This window comes from Rhodovulum tesquicola, from assembly GCF_024128855.1.
GTDB lineage: Bacteria > Pseudomonadota > Alphaproteobacteria > Rhodobacterales > Rhodobacteraceae > Rhodovulum > Rhodovulum tesquicola.
The window spans coordinates 116923-134775 of record NZ_JAMYDV010000001.1 but is presented as its reverse complement, the minus strand read 5'-3'; the positions used below and the strand labels follow the sequence as shown (position 1 = coordinate 134775).

Sequence of the window (17853 nt, the reverse complement as noted above, 5' to 3'; positions counted from 1 at the left end):
ATCGTCCTCCAAACCGGAAACTCGCCGCCAACTGAGGCGGTCAGGGCCTTCTTGCCATGCGCTTGTTCCGATGCGCGGCGCTGGCCGCCGCGCTGCTCTCCCTTCTCGTCGCCCCCGCCCGGGCGCAGGACGTCACGCTCAGTTCGCGTGACGGATCGGTCGAGATCAGCGGCGCGCTGATCGGCTTCGACGGCGAATTCTACCGCGTCGACACGATCTATGGCCCGCTCACCCTCGACGGGCAGGGCGTCATCTGCACCGGCCCCGGCTGCCCCGGGATCGAGGCCCATGTCGCACGCTTCCGCCTGTCCGGCACGCCCGTCCTCGGCGAGGTGCTGATGCCCGCCCTGATCGAGACCTATGCCGACCAGCGTGGCCTGTCCGTCACCCGCGACCGTGACGGCCCGCATATGCGCTTCGTTCTCAGCGACCGCGCCGCCGGTCATCCCGTGGCCGAGATCGACCTGACCCTTGTCAGCACCGAAGAGGGCTTCGCCGACCTGCTGGCAGAGACCGCCGATATCGTCATGGCCGACCGCGAACCGCGCCCCGACGAAATCCGGCGGCTGCGCGAGGCGGGCTTCGGTGACCTTTCCGATCCCGCCCGCCGCCGGGTGGTGGCGCTGGACGCCATCGTGCCCGTGGTCGCCCCCGGCCATCCGGTGCAGGCGCTGTCCATCGACGCGGTGATCGGTCTTGCGACCGGGCAGATCGCCGACTGGTCGGCGCTGGGCGGCCCGGAGGCGCCTGTGACGGTGCACCTGCTCGACCGGCAGGACGGGTTGCAACAGGCGATTGCCCTGCGGCTGCTCGATGGCGCATCACCTACCCCCGCCGCGCGCCGCCACAAGGGCGCCGCCGCGCTGTCGGCCGCGGTCGCCGCCGATCCGCTGGGCGTCGGACTGACCCGCGTCTCGGCGCTGGGCGACGCGCAGCAGGTGCCGCTGACCGGCGGCTGCGGCCTGCGCCTGGTTGCAAACCGCCAATCGGTCAAGACAGAGGATTACCCCCTCGTCGCGCCGCTGTTCCTCTATGCCTCCGCCCGCCGACAACAGCTCTTCGCCCGCGAGTTTCTCGACTGGCTCGACACGGCCCCCGCGCAACTGGTGATCCGGCGCGCGGGCTTCGTCGACCAGTTGCGCGACACCATCCCCTTCGGCCGCCAGGGCGACCGGCTGGGCCAGGCCATCGCCCAGGCCGGGCCCGAGGTGCCGCTGTCCGAATTGCAGCGCCTTGTCGGGACGCTGGCCGGGGCGCAACGGCTGACCACCACCTTCCGCTTCCGCGAGGGCGGCTCGGCGGAGCTGGACGCGCAATCCTTCGGCAATATCGGCGCGCTGGCCCGCGCGCTGGAGGCCGGGCTGTTCGACGGGCGCACCCTGATCTTTGCAGGATTCACCGATGGCGACGGACCGGCCGAGGCCAATCTGGGCATCGCGCGGCTCCGGGCCGAGGCGGTGCATGATGCGGTGCGGGCGGTGGCGACCGCGGCCGACCTGTCGCGCGTGGCGCTCAGGGTCGAGGCGTTCGGCGAAGCCCTGCCCATCGCCTGCGACCACAGCGCCTGGGGCGGGTTCATCAACCGCCGGGTCGAGGTCTGGCTGCGCTGAGGCTAGATATAGCCCTCGGCGCGCAGGCTGATCTCGCGCGCCTTGCCGACGATGATGTGATCGTGCAGCACGATCCCCAGCGCGGTGCAGCCCGCCGCGATCTGCCCGGTCATCGCGATGTCCGACTCCGACGGCGTCGGGTCGCCCGAGGGGTGGTTATGCACCAGGATCAGCGCCGAGGCGTTCAGCTCCAGCGCCCGCTTGACGACTTCGCGGGGATAGACCGGCACATGATCGACCGTGCCGCGCGCCTGTTCCTCGTCGGCGATCAGAATGTTCTTGCGGTCCAGGAACAGCACGCGGAACTGTTCGGTCTGGCGATGCGCCATCGAGGTGCGGCAATAATCCAGCAGGACATCCCAGCTTGAAATCACCTGCCGGTGCATGATCCTGGCGCGCGCCAGCCGATGCGCCGCCGCCTCGACCAGCTTAAGCTCGACCAGCACCGCCTCGCCCACGCCGATCACCTCGCGCAGCCGGGCGGTGGGCGCCGACAGCACGCCGTTGAAATCGCCGAACCGCTCCAGCAACGCGCGGGCCAGCGGCTTGACGTCCTGGCGCGGGATGGCGCGGAACAGCAGCATCTCCAGCAATTCGTAATCCGGCATCGCATCCGCACCCCCCTCCATGAAGCGGGTGCGCAACCGCTGGCGGTGGTCGCGCAGGTAGGAGGGCGGCCGGTCGGCCTGCGACAGCGGCACCGGCCGCGCCTCGGCAAAGAGCGGCAGCGGCGGTTCCGAGAAACTGTTGGGGTCACGCGGGCGAGTCATGCCCCGAGCCTAGGGAAATCATGCTGAACGAAGGATTAACGCCGCAGCAGAATCCGCGGCCTCAGCCCTTCATCCCGTCCCAGAAACTCTTGACCTTGCGAAAGAAGGACGACCCCTCGGGGTTGTTCTCCTCGCTCAACTCCTCGAACTCGCGCAGCAATTCCTTTTGCCGGGTGGTCAGGTTGACCGGCGTCTCGACCGCAAGCTCGATCAGCAGATCGCCCTGCCCGCCGCCGCGCAGCCCCGGCATCCCCTTGCCGCGCAGGCGCATCTGCTTGCCCGACTGGCTGCCCTCGGGCACCTTCACGCGCGAGCGCCCGCCGTCGATCGTGGGCACCTCGATCTCGCCGCCCAGGGCTGCCGTCGCCATCGAGACCGGCACCCGGCAGAACAGCGTCATGCCGTCACGCTCGAACAGCGGGTGATCGGCCACCTCGATGAAGATGTACAGATCCCCCGGCGGCCCGCCGCGCAATCCCGCCTCGCCCTCTCCGGCCAGCCGGATCCGCGTGCCGGTCTCGACGCCGGCCGGGATGTTGACCGACAGCGCGCGCTCGCGTTCCACCCGGCCCGCCCCGCCGCAGGACTTGCAGGGGTTCTTGATGATCTGGCCCATCCCGCCGCAGGTCGGGCAGGTGCGTTCGACGGTAAAGAATCCCTGCTGGGCGCGCACCTTGCCCATGCCCGAACAGGTCGGGCAGGTCGCGGGCTCGGCGCCGCCCACGGCGCCCGTGCCGCTGCAGGCGTCGCAGCCGACAGAGCCGGGCACGGTGATCTTCTTCTGCAAGCCGCGAAAGGCGTCTTCCAGCGTGATCCGCAGGTTGTAGCGCAGGTCCGAACCGCGCGTGGCGCGCTGCCGCCCGCCACCGCCCATGAAATCGCCGAACAGGTCGTCGAACACGTTCGAGAAGGCCGAGGCGAAATCGCCCCCGCCGAATCCCGGGCCCCCGCGCGGCCCGCCCATGCCCCCCTCGAAGGCGGCGTGGCCGAAGCGGTCATAGGCGGCCTTCTTGTCGGGATCCTTCAGCGTCTCGTAGGCCTCGTTGACTTCCTTGAACTGGGCCTCGGCCTTGGGATTGTCCGCGTTGCGGTCGGGATGCAGTTCCTTGGCCTTCGTGCGGTAGGCCTTCTTGATCTCGTCGGCCGAGGCGCCGCGGGCGATGCCCAGGACCTCGTAGAAATCGCGCTTTGCCATCGGCTATTCCCCTGTCCGGAATGCGCGGGGCCGGCCCGGTTTCCCGGACCGGCCACCTGGGTTCCGGTCGTTTCCTACGAGCGCTTCCTGTCGTCGTCGAGATCCTCGAACTCGGCATCGACGATCCCTTCGTCCGGGCCCTCGTCCGCGCCGCGGGGCGCATCGTCGGTCTCCTGCTGCTGGGCCTTGTAGATCGCCTCGCCCAGCCGCATCGCCGCCTCGGACACGTTCTGGATACCGCCCCGGATCTTGCCGGCATCGTCGGTTTCCAGCGTGTCGCGCAGCGCCGCGACGGCCAGCTCGATCGCCTCGACGGTCGAGGGATCGACCTTGTCGCCATGCTCCTCGATCGACTTCTCGGTCGAGTGGATCAGGCTTTCGGCCTGGTTCCGGGTCTCGACCAGTTCGCGGCGTGCCTTGTCGGCCTCTGCATTGGATTCGGCATCGCGCACCATCTGCTCGATCTCGTCATCGGACAGACCGCCCGAGGCCTGGATCGTGATCTTCTGCTCCTTGCCGGTGCCCTTGTCCTTGGCGCTGACCGACACGATGCCGTTGGCGTCGATGTCGAAGGTCACCTCGATCTGCGGCATGCCGCGCGGTGCGGGCGGGATGTCCTCCAGGTTGAACTGGCCCAGCATCTTGTTGTCGGCCGCCATCTCGCGCTCGCCCTGGAACACCCGGATCGTCACGGCGTTCTGGTTGTCCTCGGCGGTCGAGAAGATCTGCGATTTCTTGGTCGGGATGGTCGTGTTGCGGTCGATCAGCCGGGTGAACACGCCGCCCAGCGTCTCGATGCCCAGCGACAGCGGCGTGACGTCCAGCAGCACCACGTCCTTGACGTCGCCCTGCAGCACACCCGCCTGGATCGCGGCGCCCATCGCCACCACCTCGTCGGGGTTCACGCCCTTGTGCGGCTCCTTGCCGAAGAACTTGGTGACTTCCTCGATCACCCGCGGCATCCGCGTCATGCCGCCGACCAGCACCACCTCGTCGATATCCGAGGTCGACAGGCCCGCATCCTTCAGCGCCGCCTGGCAGGGCTTGATCGAGTTCTTGATGAGGTCCGCCACCAGGCTTTCCAGCTTGGCGCGGGTCAGCTTCATCACCAGGTGCAGCGGCGTGCCGCTGTTCTTGTCCATCGAGATGAAGGGCTGGTTGATCTCGGTCTGCGAGGCCGAGGACAGCTCGATCTTGGCCTTCTCGGCGGCTTCCTTCAGCCGTTGCAGCGCCATCTTGTCCTTGCTCAGGTCGACGCCGTGTTCCTTCTTGAACTCTTCGGCCAGGTAGGCAACGATCCGCATGTCGAAGTCTTCGCCGCCGAGGAACGTGTCCCCGTTGGTCGATTTCACCTCGAACAGCCCGTCGTCGATTTCCAGGATCGTGATGTCGAAGGTGCCGCCGCCCAGGTCATAGACCGCGATGGTGCGGGTTTCCTTCTTGTCCAGCCCATAGGCCAGCGCGGCCGCGGTCGGCTCGTTGATGATGCGCAGAACCTCAAGCCCGGCGATCTTGCCCGCGTCCTTGGTCGCCTGGCGCTGGGCGTCGTTGAAATAGGCCGGAACGGTGATGACGGCCTGCGTCACCGTCTCGCCCAGATAGCTTTCGGCGGTTTCCTTCATCTTCTGCAGGATGAAGGCCGAGATCTGGCTGGGGCTGTATTTCTCGCCACGCACCTGAACCCAGGCATCGCCATTGCCGCCATCGACGATGCTGTAGGGGACGTGCTTGCGGTCCTTCTCGACTTCCGCATCGTCGGCCCGCCGCCCGATCAGGCGCTTGACGGCAAAGATCGTGTTCTCGGGGTTGGTGACGGCCTGCCGCTTGGCGGGCTGGCCCACAAGACGTTCGGATTCGGTGAAGGCGACGATCGAGGGGGTCGTGCGCGCGCCCTCGGCATTCTCGATCACCCGGGGTTGCGAGCCGTCCATGATGGCGACGCAGGAATTGGTGGTCCCAAGGTCGATCCCGATGACTTTGGCCATGTCTGTTACCTCTTCTTCGGCGATGTTGTGGAGGTCAGGCCCTGAAAAGGCCCCTGTCCTCCGATCCCAGAATTCCGGTCGGGGGGTGGTCCCCGATCCTTGTCTCGGGCGTATATAAGGAGGGGTCCAGACCCCTGCAAGCGCGGCCCATGACAGAAATGTGAGTGTGGTGAACGATGTCCGAAACGCCCGAGGGCGCCTGCCCGACCCCCGGTCTGGTGGTGCGCGGGGTCCAGATCTTTCCCGGCTGGCTGGACGCCGAGGCCCAGCGCGCGATGGTCGCGGAGCTGCGCGCCGTGGTCGCCGCCGCGCCGCTCTTCCAGCCCGAAACCCGCTGGGGCCGCAAGATGAGCGTGCGCATGACCTCGGCCGGGCGCTTCGGCTGGGTCTCTGACCGGCGCGGCTATCGCTATGCGCCCTGCCATCCCTCTGGGCTGCCCTGGCCGCCGATCCCGGCCTCGGTGCTGGCGGTCTGGGACGCGGTGACCGGCCTCGACCGCCGCCCCGATTGCTGCCTCGTGAACTTCTACGGCGAGGGCACGAAAATGGGCATGCACCAGGACCGCGACGAGGCCGATTTCCGCTGGCCGGTCCTGTCGATCTCGCTGGGCGACGCGGCGCGGTTCCGCATCGGCCACCTGACCCGCGGCGGCGATACCGAAAGCCTGTGGCTCAATTCGGGCGACGTTCTGGTGATGGGCGGCGCGGCGCGGCTGGTCCATCACGGCATCGACCGGCTGCGCCCCGGCTCCTCCGGCCTGCTGGCCGGGGGCGGGCGGATCAACCTCACGCTGCGGGTGGTGGACTGACGACGGTCAGACCCGCTCCAGCGCCAGCGCGATCCCCTGCCCGCCGCCGATGCACATCGTCACCAGCGCCCGCCGCCCGCCGGTCCGCGCCAGCTCGTGCAGCGCCTTGACCGTGATGATCGCGCCCGTCGCCCCCACCGGATGACCCAGCGCGATCGCGCCGCCATTGGGGTTCACCCGCTCGGGGTCCAGCCCCAGCGCCCGGTTGACCGCAATCGCCTGCGCGGCAAAGGCCTCGTTGCTTTCGACCACGTCGAAATCGCCCACACCCAGCCCCGTCCTGGCCAGCAACGCCTCGACCGCGGGCACCGGCCCGATCCCCATCACCCGCGGCGCCACGCCCGCATGGGCATAGCCGATCAGCCGCGCCATCGGCTCCAGCCCCGCCGCCTCTGCCGCGTCCTCGCGCGCCAGCACCAGCGCCGCGGCGCCGTCATTGATCCCGCTCGCATTGCCCGCCGTTACCGTGCCATCCTTCTGGAAGGCGGGCCGCAGCGCCGCCAGCGCCTCCGGCGTCGTCGCCTTGGGATGCTCGTCCACCGCAAAGGCCCGCGTCTCGCGCCGCACCGCCACCTCGACCGGCACGATCTCGGCGGCAAAGCGGCCCTCGGCGATCGCCCGCGCCGCGCGGCTCTGGCTTTCCAGCGCGAAAGCGTCCTGATCGGCGCGGCTGATGCCATGTTCGGCGGCCACGTTCTCGGCGGTCACACCCATATGGCCGGTCCCGAACGGGCAGGTCAGCGCGCCCAGCATCATGTCGGCCGCCGACGTATCGCCCATCTTCTGGCCCCAGCGCGCCGCGGGCAGGATATGCGGCGCCCGGCTCATGCTTTCGGCCCCGCCCGCCAGCCCGAATTCGGCATCCCCCAGCATCAGTGCCTGCGCGACCGAGACGACGGCCTGCGCCCCCGACCCGCACAGCCGGTTGACGTTCATCGCGGGCACGGTCTCGGGAATCCCCGCCTCCATCGCGGCGATGCGCGACAGGTACAGGTCGCGCGGCTCGGTGTTCAGGATATGGCCAAAGGCGACATGGCCGATGCGCGCCCCCTCGACACCCGCCCGTTCCAGCGCCGCGCGCGCGGCGATGGCGCCCAGCGTCGCGGGCGGCAGGCCCGCAAGACTGCCGCCGAATGTGCCGATGGCGGTGCGCGCGCCGCTCAGGATGACGATGCCGGTCATGTGTTCCTCCTCCTCCGCCGGACCCGCCCCTTGATAGCGCGGCCCGCCCCCGTCCATAGCATGACGTCGCGTCGATCCCCCGCCGAAAAAACCGGTTGCAGTGGCCCGCCGGGTGGCAGAGGTTAACGCCCGGGTGGCGGCCAGCGAAGCAGACCGTCAAGGGAGAGTGCCATGACCCATGTCCCCGCAGGTGCCCGCGGCACGGGCGTCCGTGACCTGCCCGCGCGCCGGGGCGGCACCGCCGCGCGCGCCGTCCCGCCGGGAGCCGCGTGATGGCCCATGCCTATGCGCCCTTTCCCTATGTCGCCCCGCCCGGGCTGAACGCGCCCGAACCGCGCCACAAGGTCGTCATCATCGGCGCGGGGCCGGTCGGTCTGGTGCTGGCGCTGGATCTGGCCCGTCGCGGGACGCCATCGGTGCTGCTCGAGGCCGGGGACGCGGTCGCGACCGGCTCGCGCGCCATGGGCTGGTCCCGGCGCAGCCTCGAGATCTTCGACCGTCTGGGCATCGCCGACAAGGTGCTGGAAAAGGGCGTGCCATGGAGCGTCGGCCGCGTCTGCCACGGCGATGACGAGATCTTCAGCTTCGATCTGGCCGAGGATCCCGGCGACCGGATGCCGCCCTTCCTCAACCTCCAGCAATATCATGTCGAGCATTTCCTGACCGACCGCGCGCTGGCCGACCCGCTGATCGACCTGCGGTTCCGCAACCGCGTCACCGGGATCGACCCGGACGCGGACGGGGTGCAGGTCACGATCCGCACGCCGGATGGCAGCTACATGCTCGCGGCGGATTATGCGATCGCCTGCGACGGGGCGCGCTCGACTGTCCGGGCGATGCTCGATCTCGATTTCGAGGGCGAGCTGTTCGAGGAACGCTTCCTCATCGCCGATGTCGAGATGGAGGGCGACCTGCCTTCCGAACGCTGGTTCTGGTTCGAGCCGGGCTTCCATGACGGCCAGTCCGCGCTGCTGCACCGGCAGGCCGACAACATCTACCGCATCGACCTGCAACTCGGCCCCCATGCCGACCCGAAGGACGAGAGCAGGCCCGAAAGGGTGATCCCCCGCATCGAACAGGTGATCGGCCCCGATTTCGATCTCGACTGGGTCAGCGTCTACAGCTTCCAGTGCCGCCGCCTGGGCGAATTCGTCCATGGACGGGTGATCTTCGCCGGCGACAGCGCCCATCTGATCCCGCCCTTCGGCGCGCGCGGGGCCAATGGCGGGTTGCAGGATGCCGACAATCTGGGCTGGAAGCTGGCCGCCGTGCTGGACGGCCGCGCGCCCCCCAGCCTGATCGACAGCTACAACCGCGAACGGGTGCAGGCCGCGGACGAGAACATCCGCCAATCCAGCCGCGCCACCCGCTTCATGGGCCCGGCCAACGGGGTCGAACGGCTGTTCCGCGACCAGATCCTGGCCCTCGCGCGCAAGGCGCCCTTTGCCCGCGACTGGGTCAATTCCGGCCGCCTCTCGACGCCCTGCATCTATGCCACCACCGGCCCCGACGACCCGCGCCTGCCCGCGATCTCGCGCCCCGGCGCGGTCGCCCCCGATGCGCCGCAGGGCGCGGGCTGGCTGCTGGCGGCGCTGGGCCGCGACGCGATGCTGCTGGCGATCAATTGCGACGCCCCCGCCGTTGCGGACCTGCCGGTTCTGCCTGTCGAGGTGAACCCGGCGGTGGTCGCGCGCTATCTGGGCCGGGCCGGGCGCGCGCTCTATCTGGTGCGGCCCGACCAGGTCATCGCCGCCCGCTGGGTCGAGGCCGACGCGCGCCAGATCGCAAAGGCCCTCGCCGCGCTGTGGGAGGGACGCGCGTGAGCCTGATCGACACCCCCAATATCGACGATCCCGACGATTTCCTGGCCGAGCTTCTGGCCGCCCATCGCGGCCTGACCGAGGCGCAAAGCCACGCGCTGAACGCCCAGCTCCTGCTGATCCTTGCCAATCATGTCGGTGATCCGGCCGTGCTGCGCGCCGCGCTGGCGCTTGCCCGCCAACGCTGAACCCTAGCGCCGGTTGCCCATCCGGTCATTGGTCTCCTGCACGATGCTGAACATCCGTGCCGACAATTGCACGCCGGTCCGCATCTCGCCCAGGATCACCGTGGTCGCCTGGCCCGTGTCGTCGGTGATGACCCATTGGCGCAGTTCCACCGGGTTGCCGGTAAAGACCAGCGCGATGGTGCCGTATTCGGGATGCTCGGGATCCTGCGCGATCACCCGTGTCATGGTCGCATCGCCGTCATGGCCCACCACCATCCGCGCCCGCGACAGATCCACGTTGCGTTCCAGGATGATGTTCAGCGGCGTGCGGCGCAGCGGATATTGCTCGGGCGGCTGGTTCGACTTGGTGTCGAAGATCGCCACCTGCCCGCCGCCCGCGATCACCAGCCCGCCATTGGGCGGATCGTATTCGAACCGCGCCCTGCCGGGCCGCTGAAGCAGCATCCGCCCGGTCGAGATCGACCCGTCCGCGTTCACCTGCGTGAACTCGGCCCGCGCGGTCGAGAAGCTGTTGAGATAGGCCGAGATCGCCGACAGCGGCAGCTTGTCGGCAAGTCCGGGGGCGGCGGTGGCCGCCCAGAGGGCAAGGCCAAGGGCAAGGCGTCTGATCATGGCGGCAATCTAGTCGCTCGCACGCGCCTTTGCATCAGCCAATCCGTCACGAAACGGCGATGGGCAGGTGCCCCGCCCGCGCCGCCGGTCAGCCCTGTTCGGGCACCAGGATCTCGCGCTTGCCGACATGGTTGGCCGGGCTGACCACGCCTTGTTCCTCCATCTGCTCGACCAGCCGGGCGGCCTTGTTGTAGCCGATGGCCAGCTTGCGCTGGATGTAGGAGGTCGAGCATTTGCGATCCTTCAGCACGATCGCCACCGCCTGATCGTACAGCGCGTCGTCGCCATCGGTATTCCCGCCCAGGCCCAGCACCAGGTCGATATCGCCCTCGCGGTCCTCGTCCGGCCCCTCGACCACGCTGCCGACATAATCGGGCGGCCCGAAGCCCTTCAGATAGGTGACGATCTCCTCGACTTCCTCATCCGAGACGAACGGCCCGTGGACGCGGGAAATCCGACCCCCGCCCGCCATGTAAAGCATGTCGCCCATGCCCAGAAGCTGTTCCGCCCCCTGTTCGCCCAGGATCGTGCGGCTGTCGATCTTGCCGGTCACCTGGAACGAGATCCGGGTCGGGAAGTTCGCCTTGATCGTGCCGGTGATGACATCGACCGAGGGCCGCTGCGTCGCCATGATGAGGTGGATCCCCGAGGCCCGCGCCATCTGCGCCAGCCGCTGGATGCAGGCCTCGATCTCCTTGCCCGCCACCATCATCAGGTCGGCCATCTCGTCGACGATCACCACGATATAGGGCAGCGTCTCGGGCTGGAACTCGTCGGTCTCGAACACCGGCTCGCCGGTCTCGTCGTCGAACCCGGTCTGGACCGTGCGCTTGAACATCTCGCCCCGGTCCAGCGCATCGCGCACCCGCCCGTTATAGCCCTCGATGTTGCGCACGCCCATCTTGGACATCTTGCGATAGCGTTCCTCCATCTCGCCCACGACCCATTTCAGCGCGACGACGGCCTTCTTGGGGTCGGTGACGACCGGCGACAGAAGGTGCGGGATGCCGTCATAGACCGACAGTTCCAGCATCTTGGGGTCGATCATGATCAACCGGCATTCCTCGGGCGTCAGCTTGTAGAGCAGCGACAGGATCATCGTGTTGATCGCCACCGACTTGCCCGACCCGGTGGTGCCCGCGATCAGCAGGTGGGGCATCTTGGCCAGGTTCGCCACCACCGCCTCGCCGCCGATATCCTTGCCCAGCGCCAGCGGCAGCCGCATCGCGCTGTCGCCGAAGGCGCGCGAGGACAGGATCTCGCGCAACACCACCTTCTCGCGATTGACATTGGGCAGTTCGATCCCGATCACGCTGCGCCCCGGCACGGTCGAGACCCGCGCCGACAGCGCCGACATGCTGCGCGCGATGTCGTCCGACAGCCCGATCACCCGGCTGGCCTTCAGCCCCGGCGCGGGCTCCAGCTCGTACATGGTGACCACGGGGCCGGGCCGGACCGACACGATCTCGCCCTTGACGCCGTAATCGTCCAGCACGTTTTCCAGCATCCGCGCGTTTTCCTCCAGCGCCTCGTCCGACAGGACATGGCGCTGGATCGAATCGGGGCTGGCCAGCAGCGACAGCGGCGGATGTTCATAGCCGCTGTCGGGCTCGCTGAAGGGCAGCGCCGGTTGCGCCTCTTCCATCGCCCGGCGCGAGGGGGGCACCGGCTTGCTGACGGGATGCTGCACGACCCGGCGGGGTTCCTCGTCGAACTCGGGCAGGGGCAAGTCCGCGGCCCGCGCGCTCAGCGGCGGCTCGACCGGCAGGACGTCCGGCGTGCCCGCCCGATCGCGCCGCACGGGCGGCTCCGCGCGAAAGGCCGGGCGGCCCGACTGGCGGGCGCGGTTGCGGATCACGTCGGCGATGCGTTCCCTGATGCGGTCCTCGGAAATCGGCCCGATCCCGTCCACGCTGTCGGGCAGGTCGCGCTCGACCAGCTCCATCTCGGGCTCCGCCACCCGCCGCCCCAGCACCGGCACCCGCGCCATCAGCCCGCCGATGACACCGCTCCGGGCCGGTTCGTCCGCTGGCGCCCGGCTCGCCACCAGCGGCTCGGCCCGCTGGGCGCGCACGGGCTCGGTCCCGGCGCGGCGGGTCTGCACGTTCTCGCCCAGCCGCAGCCCGGCACTCAGCGCGCCGCGCGCGGATTTCCCGGCCATCCGGCGCAGCCCTTCATAGCTCAGGATCAGGCCGAACAGCAGGAACCGGCCAAAATTGCGCAACTCGTCCCGGTCCACGCCCAGCACGAACAGCCCCATGCCGATGGCCGCCATCCAGACCAGTGCTGCGACGACGCGCAGCCCCGCCACCGTATCCACCGGCGCCACGCCCAGGATCGCGCCCAGCACCGTATCGCCGAACAGCCCCCCCATGCCGAAGGCGTGGGTCCAGCTTGCGGGCGGCACATGGGTCGAGGCATAGACCGCCGCCAGCGCCACCGCGACCGGGGCAAAGATCAGCCGCGACAGCGCGCGGTCCTCGCCCCAATGGCCCGCCAGCCGCAGCCCCCAGACCGCCGGGATGACCACCAGCCCCCAGGATCCCCAGCCGATGACGATATGCAGCGGCGAGGCGATCGAGGCGCCGAACCGGCCCAGCATGTTCTCGGCCGGGGCATCGGTCGCCGACAGCCAGCTCGGGTCGTCAGGGACGTAAGAGCCCAGGATCGCCGCCATCACCAGCGCCGCCCCGATCAGCGTAAAGCCCAGCAATTCCTTGCCGCGCCGCTCGATGGCGGCCTGGACGTTGGAATCGAGAAGCGGTTCGCGCCGTTTCATCTGATACGAAGCCATACCCTAACCGTCCTTACCCGTAGAGGCAGTCACGCAGCCGCATCAGCCCGTGCCGCATTTCTTGTTCTGGGGCGACCATCGCGACCCGGACATAGCCCGCTCCCGGATTGTCGCCGTTCACCGCGCGCGACAGATACGCGCCGGGCAGCACCCGCACCCCCGTCCCGCGCCACAGCGTCAGCGCCGCCGCCTCGCCATCGGCGACCGGCAGCCACAGGAAGAACCCGCCTTGGGGCGGGCGATAGCCCGGCACCGTCCCGAGGATCTCGTCGGCGATGGCATATTTGCGCCGGTATTGCGCAAGGCTGTCGGCCACATGCGCCTCGTCCGCCCAGGCCCGTTCCGCCACCCGTTGCAGGGGCAGGGGCAGGGGTGCGCCGGCATAGGACCGCAGCCGCTTGATATGGCCCAGGCTCTCGGCGCCGCCCGCGCAGAATCCCGACCGCAGCCCCGGCAGGTTCGAGCGTTTCGACAGCGAATGAAACACCAGCACCCGTTCGGGATCGGCGCCGATCTCGCGCGCCACCTCCAGCGCGCCGGGGGGCGGGCTGTCGCGGTAGATCTCGGAATAGCATTCATCGGCGAAGATGCGGAAATCGTGCTTTTCGGCCAGCCGGATCAGATCCGCCCAGTAGTCCCGATCCGCCACCGCGCCCTGCGGATTCGCGGGCGAGCACAGATAGGCAATCGCCACCCGGTCCAGCAATTCGCCCGGCAGCGCGGCGTAATCGGGCAGGAACCCGGTCGCGGCCGTGGCGGGCACATAGACCGGCTCGGCCCCCACCGCCAGCGCGGCCACCGCATAGACCTGGTAGAACGGGTTCGGCGTCAGGATCGCGGGCCGCTGGCCGCGTTTCTGCTCGGGGCAGAGCGCCAGCGCCGCGTTGAACAGCCCCTCGCGCGTGCCGTTCAGCGTGCTGATCTGGGTTGCCGGATCGACGCGCACCCCATAGCGCCGCGCCAGCCAGTCCGAGATCGCGCCCAGCAATTCCGGCGTGCCCTCGTTCGGAGGGTATTTGCCGAACTCCGCGGCATGGGTGGCGATCACCTCCGTCACCCAGTCGGGAAAGGCATGCTGCGGCTCGCCGATGGTCATGTGCAGGGGCGCGCCGCCGGGGGCGTGGTCGTCCAGCAGACGCCTCAGCCTCGGAAACGCGTAATCTGGCAGGTTCGAAAACCGCTCGGGAAAGGTCATGGACCCCTGTCTGCCTGTGCTGCCTCGGATCGGGGCATCTGACGCACCCCGTTTCGCATCAGGATATCGGCTGGATTGTCCCCGGTCCAGAAAAGCCCCCCGCCCCTGCGGCTTGCGGGGCAATGTTGTGGCATTTAGGCCAGCGCCGCCTCGGCCGCCGCCCCCAGCCGCAACAGCCGTTCCTCCGACATCGGCGGCCCCATCAGCGAGATCCCGGTCGAGGGGATGCCGGTCGGCAGCGTCAGCACCGCCAGCCCCATCAGGTTGCCGATCCGGGTGTTGCGCAGCGTCATCAGGTTCTCGGCCACGAAGAAGTCCGGATCGGCCATCAGCGCCGCCACCTTCGGCGGCAGGATCGGGCAGGTCGGCACCAGCACCGCGTCGAATCCGGCGGTCGCGGCGGCATAGGCGGCGCGCAGCCGGTCCAGCTTCTGCCAGGCGGCGACATAATCGGCACCCGAATACTCGCGCCCGCCGCGGAACCGGTTCAGGATCGCGGGATACATCCGCTCGGGCGCCGCCTCGATGCTCGCCCCCCAGGTGCCATAGGCTTCGGTCGCGAACAGCACGCCGGACAGCGCCAGCGCCTCGGCGATCCCGGGCACCGCGCCCCGGCTGATCGTGGCCCCTGCCTGCGCCAGCCGGTCCACCGCCTGCTCGAACCCCGCAAGGGGGCCGTCGCGGATATCGTCGAAGGCCACGGTCTCCAGCACCATCAGCCGCGCCCCCGCCAGCGTCGCGCCGCGCAGATCCGCGGGCCTGCCCCCCTCCAGCGCCGCCAGCAGCAGTGCGGCATCCTCGACATTGCGCGTCAGCGGCCCCACCGTGTCGAATCGCGGGCAAAGCGGCACGACACCCGCCAGCGACACCCGCGGCGCCCCGGTCTTCAGCCCGACCAGATCGTTCCAGACCGCCGGCACCCGGACCGAGCCGCCGGTATCCGACCCGATCGCCGCCGCCGCCAGCCCGAACGCGACCGAGGCCGCCGCCCCCGAGGACGACCCCCCCGGCGCGGCGCCTGCATCATGCACATTGGGCGGCGTCGCGGTCACCGGGTTCAGCCCCAGCCCCGAAAAGGCCAGTTCCGTCATATGCGTCTTGCCCAGACAGACCAGCCCCGCGGCGCCTGCATTGGCCAGCACCTCGGCATCGCGCCCCGGCACGCGGCCCGCCAGCAGGGCCGATCCCGCCTCGGTCGCCACGCCCGCCGTATCGAACAGGTCCTTCCACGAGATCGGCACCCCGTCCAGCGGCCCCAGCCGATGCCCGGTCCGCGCCCGGTCCCGCGCGGCCTGCGCCTCGGCCTGTGCGCGCGCCCCGGTGGTCCGGGCATAGATCCGCCCCGCCTCGGGATGCGCCGCGATGGCCTCCAGACAGGCGTCGGTCAGGTCCACCGGGTCGATCCGGCCCGCACCGATCCCGCGCCCCAGATCGCCCGCGCTCATCCCCCGCCAGTCGCCCGTCATCGCCCGCCTCCCTGACCCGATGGAGAAAGGCTAGCGGGCGCCGTGCTTATGGACAATCCCGCGCGCGCCGCCATATTGCGGGACATGGAACGCAACTCCGACATCCTGATCGTGGGCGGCGGGCTGAACGGCCCCGCGCTGGCCCTTGCACTGGCCCAGGGCGGGCTCTCCGTCACCGTGATCGACGCCCTGCCCGAGGCCGCCCGGGCCGAGGATCGTTTCGACGGCCGCGCCTATGCGCTGGCGCTGGCCTCGACCCGGCTGCTGCGCGCCATCGGGATCTGGGACAAGCTGCACAACCGCAGCCAGCCGATCCTTGAAATCGTCGCCTCCGACGGCCGCGCGGGCGAGGGGCCGGCGCCCTTCTTCCTCGATTTCCACCATGGCGAGATCGAGGAAGGTCCGATGGGCTACATGCTCGAAGACCGCTACCTGCGCGGCGCCTTCCTTGACGCGATGGAAGCCGATCCGCGGATCACGACGCTTTCCGGCGAGACCGTGATCGCCCAGGCCCCCGACGCGACCGGCGTCACCGTGACGCTGGCCTCGGGCCGCACGCTGCGCGGGCTTGTCCTGGTCGGCTGCGACGGGCGGCGGTCGGGCACCGCGGAACGGGCAGGGATCCGGCGCACCGGCTGGGATTACGGCCAGACCGCGCTGGTCTGCGCCATCGCGCATGAGCACCCCCATAACGGCGCCGCGCATCAGTTCTTCATGCCGCCGGGGCCCTTGGCGATCCTGCCTTTGCCCGGCAACCGCTGCTCGATTGTCTGGAGCGAGACCCATGCCAATGCCGCCGCGATCCAGGCGTTGGACGATGCGGGCTATCTGGCGGCGCTGCGTCCGCGCTTCGGCGATTTCCTGGGCCAGATCGCGCTGGAAGGCGACCGCTTCGCCTATCCGCTGAACCTGACGCTGGCCAATGCCTTCGTCGCGCCGCGCATCGCGCTCTTGGGCGATGCCGCGCATGGCGTGCATCCGATCGCGGGGCAGGGGCTGAACCTCGGCCTGCGCGATGTGGGCGCGCTGGCGCAGGTGCTGGTCGAGGCGAAACGGCGCGGCGAAGATATCGGCGCCATCGACGTGCTGGAGCGCTATCAGACCTGGCGACGCTTCGACACGGTGCTGATGGCGGCCGGGACGGATGCGGTCAACAAGCTGTTTTCCAACGACAACCCGATCCTGCGGCTGGGCCGCGATCTTGGCATGGGCGCGGTCAACGCACTGCCCGCCCTGCGCCGCCGCTTCATCCGCGAGGCCGCAGGTCTGACCGGCGACCTGCCGCGGTTGATGACCGGGCGCCCGCTCTAGGCCGCCCGGCTCAGGCGCAGAAGACCCGGTGCGGGTGCAACTCGCCCGCCTTGTAGATCCCGACCGCGACCGCCTGCCCATCGAGCGAGGCCCACGCCTCGTCGCCATATTCCGCTTCGGATGTCAGCACGATGCCGGGATTGCCGTTGCGCAGCCGCGCCGCCCCCTCGGCGGTGGTGCGCAATTCGGGCAACTCGGCCAGGCCGTCCTCCAGCGGGCGCAGATGTTCGTCCAGCGCAGGGGTCTTCGCCAGCGCCTCGATCTGCTCCATGCTGATCCCGTCCTCGGCCTCGAACGGCCCCGACCAGACCCGCCGCAACTCGGTCACATGGCCCTGGCAGCCCAGGATCTGCCCCAGATCGCGCGCGACCGACCGCACATAGCCGCCCTTGCCGCAGATCATTTCCAGCAAGGCATGATCGGCATCGGGCCGCTCGACCATGTCCAGGCTTTCGACGTAAAGCGGCCGGGGCGCGATCTCGACCGCCTCGCCAGCCCGGGCCAGCGCATAGGCCCGCTCGCCGTCGATCTTCACGGCCGAGAATTGCGGCGGCACCTGCGCGATATCGCCGACGAATCCGGTCAGCGCCTTGCGGATCTCGTCATCCGTGGGCCGCAGATCCGAGGTCGCGATCACCTCGCCCTCGGCATCGTCGGTATTGGTCGCGATCCCGAACCGCACGGTGAAGCGATAGGCCTTCAGCGCATCGGTGATATAGGGCACGGTCTTGGTCGCCTCGCCCAGCGCCACCGCCAGAACGCCGGTCGCGGCAGGGTCCAGCGTGCCCGCATGGCCCGCCTTCCTGGCACCGAACGCCCAGCGCACCTTGTTCACCACCGCGTTCGATGTGATCCCGGCGGGCTTGTCCACCACCAGCCAGCCCGAAATGTCGCGTCCCTTGCGGCTGCGTCCCAC

The 17853-nt window shown here is 69.5% G+C and carries 14 protein-coding genes; 5 read left to right on the top strand and 9 right to left on the bottom strand.

The window, feature by feature from the left end; genetic code table 11:
* Positions 1-56: 56 nt before the first annotated feature.
* The gene (locus NHN26_RS00545) at positions 57-1610 is read left to right on the top strand and encodes a phosphate ABC transporter substrate-binding/OmpA family protein (RefSeq protein ID WP_253087584.1); all 1554 of its coding nucleotides are present in this window, start codon (positions 57-59) and stop codon (positions 1608-1610) included.
* Between the two features lie 2 nt (positions 1611-1612).
* Here the strand turns inward: NHN26_RS00545 and radC are convergent, their stop codons facing one another.
* From radC to dnaK, 3 genes are all read right to left on the bottom strand, one after another.
* Positions 1613-2380, bottom strand: coding sequence for a RadC family protein (gene radC, locus NHN26_RS00540; RefSeq protein WP_253087583.1), 768 nt, complete (start codon positions 2378-2380; stop codon positions 1613-1615).
* Between the two features lie 61 nt (positions 2381-2441).
* A complete protein-coding gene (gene dnaJ, locus NHN26_RS00535; protein WP_253087582.1) occupies positions 2442-3575 on the bottom strand; it encodes a molecular chaperone DnaJ in 1134 nt (377 codons plus the stop codon).
* A 74-nt stretch (positions 3576-3649) separates the two neighbouring features.
* Positions 3650-5560: a molecular chaperone DnaK gene (dnaK, locus tag NHN26_RS00530; RefSeq protein ID WP_253087581.1), complete on the bottom strand. Its 1911-nt coding sequence runs from the start codon at positions 5558-5560 to the stop codon at positions 3650-3652.
* A 176-nt stretch (positions 5561-5736) separates the two neighbouring features.
* Here dnaK and NHN26_RS00525 point away from each other — a divergent pair, with 176 nt between their 5' ends.
* Complete coding sequence (locus NHN26_RS00525; protein ID WP_253087580.1) at positions 5737-6369, top strand: alpha-ketoglutarate-dependent dioxygenase AlkB family protein; 633 nt, start codon at positions 5737-5739, stop codon at positions 6367-6369.
* A 6-nt stretch (positions 6370-6375) separates the two neighbouring features.
* Here the strand turns inward: NHN26_RS00525 and NHN26_RS00520 are convergent, their stop codons facing one another.
* Positions 6376-7551: an acetyl-CoA C-acyltransferase family protein gene (locus NHN26_RS00520; RefSeq protein WP_253087579.1), complete on the bottom strand. Its 1176-nt coding sequence runs from the start codon at positions 7549-7551 to the stop codon at positions 6376-6378.
* 272 nt (positions 7552-7823) lie between these two features.
* Between NHN26_RS00520 and NHN26_RS00515 the strand changes: the two genes are divergently transcribed.
* Together NHN26_RS00515 and NHN26_RS00510 are read left to right on the top strand one after the other, a co-directional pair.
* Entirely contained in the window at positions 7824-9374 is a 1551-nt protein-coding gene (locus tag NHN26_RS00515; protein WP_253087578.1) for an FAD-dependent oxidoreductase, read from the top strand.
* Positions 9371-9559 carry a DUF2783 domain-containing protein gene (locus tag NHN26_RS00510; RefSeq protein WP_132695806.1) on the top strand — a complete coding sequence of 63 codons (189 nt, stop codon included), beginning with the start codon at positions 9371-9373 and terminating at the stop codon, positions 9557-9559. Before NHN26_RS00515 ends, NHN26_RS00510 begins: the two co-directional genes overlap by 4 nt.
* A gap of 3 nt (positions 9560-9562) precedes the next feature.
* On the opposite strand, the gene NHN26_RS00505 is transcribed toward NHN26_RS00510, so the two are convergent.
* The 4 genes from NHN26_RS00505 to NHN26_RS00490 all read right to left on the bottom strand — a co-directional run bounded on the left by NHN26_RS00505 (position 9563) and on the right by NHN26_RS00490 (position 15626).
* Positions 9563-10171, bottom strand: coding sequence for a LolA family protein (locus NHN26_RS00505; RefSeq protein WP_253087577.1), 609 nt, complete (start codon positions 10169-10171; stop codon positions 9563-9565).
* Positions 10172-10259: 88 nt separating this feature from the next.
* Complete coding sequence (locus NHN26_RS00500; protein ID WP_253087576.1) at positions 10260-12965, bottom strand: DNA translocase FtsK; 2706 nt, start codon at positions 12963-12965, stop codon at positions 10260-10262.
* 13 nt (positions 12966-12978) lie between these two features.
* Positions 12979-14160: an aminotransferase class I/II-fold pyridoxal phosphate-dependent enzyme gene (locus tag NHN26_RS00495; protein WP_253087575.1), complete on the bottom strand. Its 1182-nt coding sequence runs from the start codon at positions 14158-14160 to the stop codon at positions 12979-12981.
* A 134-nt stretch (positions 14161-14294) separates the two neighbouring features.
* Positions 14295-15626 carry an amidase gene (locus NHN26_RS00490; protein ID WP_253087574.1) on the bottom strand — a complete coding sequence of 444 codons (1332 nt, stop codon included), beginning with the start codon at positions 15624-15626 and terminating at the stop codon, positions 14295-14297.
* 84 nt (positions 15627-15710) lie between these two features.
* On the opposite strand from NHN26_RS00490, the gene NHN26_RS00485 reads away from it, so the two are divergent.
* Positions 15711-16937 (top strand): FAD-dependent monooxygenase, encoded by a 1227-nt coding sequence (locus NHN26_RS00485; protein WP_253087573.1) that lies wholly within the window; start codon positions 15711-15713, stop codon positions 16935-16937.
* A 10-nt stretch (positions 16938-16947) separates the two neighbouring features.
* Here the strand turns inward: NHN26_RS00485 and truB are convergent, their stop codons facing one another.
* Positions 16948-17853, bottom strand: a complete 906-nt coding sequence (gene truB, locus NHN26_RS00480; RefSeq protein ID WP_253087572.1) for a tRNA pseudouridine(55) synthase TruB — start codon at positions 17851-17853, stop codon at positions 16948-16950.